General features: G+C 34.2%; 2 protein-coding genes and 2 pseudogenes. All 4 read right to left on the reverse strand.

Features of this window, described 5'->3' with window-relative positions; genetic code table 11:
• Window positions 1–526 precede the first annotated feature (526 nt).
• Window positions 527–712: pseudogene (locus SOP96_RS19810) on the reverse strand (RHS repeat domain-containing protein); the annotation flags it as partial.
• Window positions 713–1674: 962 nt separating this feature from the next.
• The gene (locus tag SOP96_RS19815; RefSeq protein ID WP_326322595.1) at window positions 1675–2550 is read right to left on the reverse strand and encodes a tyrosine-type recombinase/integrase; all 876 of its coding nucleotides are present in this window, start codon (window positions 2548–2550) and stop codon (window positions 1675–1677) included.
• Between the two features lie 26 nt (window positions 2551–2576).
• A complete protein-coding gene (locus SOP96_RS19820) occupies window positions 2577–3377 on the reverse strand; it encodes a tyrosine-type recombinase/integrase (RefSeq protein ID WP_326322589.1) in 801 nt (266 codons plus the stop codon).
• A gap of 140 nt (window positions 3378–3517) precedes the next feature.
• Window positions 3518–3707, reverse strand: a pseudogene (locus SOP96_RS19825) (hypothetical protein); the annotation flags it as partial.

Below are 3707 nucleotides of genomic sequence, written 5' to 3' on the forward strand. Positions count from 1 at the left end.
CAGATCCYCCTGCTCYWCCTCCSACTCCCGCTGTATAATAAACATTGCTAATTCTCATAAATTTCTCTGCAAAATTATCACTTTGGCAACCATAAAAAGCAGCAACACTATTACTTGAGTCGAAATTCCAATTGATTTTAGACCAACCTTCTAAAGACATTTGACCTTTATCTATGGGATCTCCTGATTCATTTGAAAGATCATAAGGATTATTTGCATCATAGGATCCTACAGGTCCATCTGTGGAGGCGTGAGAAAATACACTCACTTCATATGTTTTTCCATATCCTTCTTTTTGTGCTGTTTTTAGATGCTTTGCAACTGTTTTAGATAAATTCCCTAAATTTCCATCAGTTATTTCTATAAGTTTATCATTAGGATAATTTTTGCGTATCTCTTTCATCCGTGTTTTAGCCGCATCTCGCATATCTGCACTATCCCCAATGTTTAATATAAATCTTACCCCTCCTTTTCTAGGAGGATCATCATTCATTAAATCATTCATTGTCATAAATTGATCAGGTTTCATTCCATCTGGATCAATAAACCTTATAGGATTATTAAATGCATAGTTATATGGTGAATGTCTTCTCATTTTCTCCGCCAGCGGATCCACAACACCCCAACGTCCAATATCCGGCATATAAAATCTTGCGCCGTAATCGTACATCCCAGTCTCCTGAAGCTCCTTACCGTTGTACTTATAATTGTATAATCCCGCTCACATTTTCCAAAACTTCCTACTCCGGATTTTCTCGCGCGAGGCTTTACACTGTGATCGTCTGCTCTCGCTCGCTTATTTCAAATATAAAAATTTAATTCAGTTGAAAAATAAAATTCCGTGTAGATTTTTATTTCAATTGAAGAAAATAAATTTTGGATTGCTTATAAATAGGGACTTAAAAGCGCGTCACAACTTTTTTTTGACAGCAATTATATTTTTGTCAAAAATTAAATATGAGGGTAAAATCTGCAAGTAACTCACTTCATTTTGTCAAAATAAGAGGCTTGACGATCTCTACCTTTGTTTTTATTAATTAAATTTTATTTGTTATGAAAATATTTACTAAACTTTTAAAATCAATAACACAATTTCTAAAAGCTTTAACTCCTTTTTTAGAAGTAGTAATCATTCTTTATCTTTTTATGGGTAAATAATTGTATTATTGTCGCTGTTGTTGTAGATGTGGACTTGTGGGAAAAACTGCGCCTGGATTCAGTCCGGATTTTTCCACAAATCCACATTTCTGTTCTTTTACCAACTTCATTTTCTACGGATAACTTTCAAAAGCGATGGCGCATTTTTCCTTGATTCGGGTGGTTGCAGCGGTGGAGAAAAAGGTATTTTTCGGAGCTGGGAAGATTCGGGGAAGCGTTGGCTAAAAGCGTTGGATTGTGCGGGCTTTGCCCAAACAAAAGGAAAGCATTTTACATAATCCCAAATTATAGGCAATGAGGGATTTGTGCGGAGTGGAGCAAAGCGCAACGGAGAACAACGTTTGGCGTTGGGTTTGCGTATAATTTTGATTATGTAATTTGCTGTGGCTGTTTTGGGTGGGAGAGTTGGAGGGGTTGAGCGTCGGAGAAAATGTCTTTTTTATTTGGAGGGCGGGATATTTAATTCAATGCAAGCGTTGGGCAATTCAAGGTTTAAGGTTCAAAATTCAAGGTTTTTTATTTAATTGGATGGAACTGATTAATCGCTGTTTGTAACGCATCAATCCCGGTTTCTCTGTATTTCTCGGTGGTGTCGGCGTGTTTGTGTCCTGCAAAATATTGTACTTTTCTTAAGTTTTCGCCCTGGTCTAATTTCAGTTTGATAACGCTTTGTCGGATTTTTACGCTTGTCAATTTCTTTGTAAAACCTTTCTGATAAGTTGATACAAGATAGTTGATGTCGTCTTTTGTAATTGCTGACCCAAGTTTATTCAGTAGAAAAAAAGAAGTTTTTTGCCTTTCTAATTTCTCTCTTTCTTCCTGTAAATATTGATAAAACAACAATATTTGTTCTGCTTTTAAATCTAAAATCCTACTGTTTGTAATTCCTGATTTCTGAACTTTTATTTTTGCATTTTGTAAATCTAAATCTTCGATTTTCAGTTTCTCAATATCTCCAACTAATAACGCCTGATTCACCAGTAAACTCATTATAATTTGGTTTCTTTTTTCCAATATCGGATATCGTTCTTCTCTTGGTTCTAAAAGCTTTTTTAATTCCTTTTCTGTCAGTAATTCCTGTAATTGTATCGGGTTTTCTTTGCCGTCTTTTATCCTGATATTTCCTGCAATATTTGTTTTTATCTTTCCTGTTTCTACTAAATAATCGTAGTATTTTTTTATCGCATAAACCGTTCTTTTTACGCTTTGTGGAGTATAGCTTTTTCTTAAGTATTCTACATATTCCATTAAATTCTGATAGCTCAGTTTCTCCGGATTTTTATAATGTTTTTTGAACTTTTCTATTTCGTAGAGATAGGTTTTTACAGTTCCTTCAGATAATTCATTTTTTAAAAAAGTTGTTAGTCCGTGGTTGTTAATTGATGGTTTCATTGCTACATTTTCACATTGGTAAATTGTTACATTGTATTGATTCTTGTATAAATCTGTGTTGTTCCTAAATATTCATGTCCTAAAAAATCCCGTACTTTCTCCAGCTCCATTCCCTGTTCTAATAACTGTGTCGCAATGGTATGCCGTAAACAGTGCAATGTAAATCCTTTGTTTTCCAATCCTGTTTTCCGGAGTAATTTTCTAAATTCTTCGTAAGGGTTTTGGGTGATCAGTTTTTCGTCCTGGTTCCGGGCTTTGGTTTCTAAAAATTTCTCAAGATCTTTTTTAACCTGTTTTGTAAAGGGGATTACTCTGCGCTTTTTGCCTTTTCCTTTTCTGATATACAGCAGATCATTTTCTAAATCTATATCGTTTATTTTCAGTTCTTTTGCTTCATTTCTTCTCAGTCCACACGCATAACATAGATGTAAAATAATTGCTTGCAGCTTACTGCTTTTAGCATATAGCTTTTTTATTTCTTCGTTTGTAAATACTTTTCTTTCTTCGGATTTTGGAGTTTTAATTTTCAGTTGGTAAGGATTGAGTTTTATGGTTCCGGTTCTTTGCAGATAATCAAAATAGAGTTTGATGGACAGTAAAATAGTGTGCAGATAATTGTCGCTTAAAGCCTTTTTAGTTCTCGGACTGATGACGGTTTTCAGATAGGAATAATAATCTAAAATGTCCTGTGTCTGGATTTCAAAATTTTCTTTCCGGATATATCTCAAAAACTTTGCAATCTGCTTTGGATAGGAGTTTATAACGGTTTTGCAATACCCTAAATTTTGTAGTTCTTTTCTAAATTGTAGTATATTTTCTTCATCCATTTGTATTAGTATGACGGTTTTGCTTTTGTGTTTTCTGTGGAAAATGGAAACAAACGATTTTTTACTATAACCTATTGATTTTCAACAACTCTTGTTTCCGTTTAGTTTCCGCTAGCTTCCGGACTTTGCAAGTCAGGCAATTATTTATTCTTTGTTTTTAAACGTTCTATAATTTTATGGAAGTGGTCTTTTAATTCCTGTCTGACTTTTCCGATATCGTCGCTGTAACCGATTTTATAGGTAAATCCTTTGTTTACAAAACCTTTCTGTTTCAGATATTCCAACCGTACCAATTCGTTCAGATAAAMCTGCAMTTGGCTTTTCTTACAA

Source organism: Chryseobacterium salviniae (genome assembly GCF_035819015.1).
GTDB classification, from domain to species: domain Bacteria; phylum Bacteroidota; class Bacteroidia; order Flavobacteriales; family Weeksellaceae; genus Chryseobacterium; species Chryseobacterium salviniae.

What these genes read in the sequence shown, in the direction of transcription:
- SOP96_RS19815 (WP_326322595.1), bottom strand. Translation starts at nt 2,550, where the DNA reads ATGAAACCATCAATTAACAACCACGGACTAACAACTTTTTTAAAAAAT.
- SOP96_RS19820 (WP_326322589.1), bottom strand. Translation starts at nt 3,377, where the DNA reads ATGGATGAAGAAAATATACTACAATTTAGAAAAGAACTACAAAATTTA.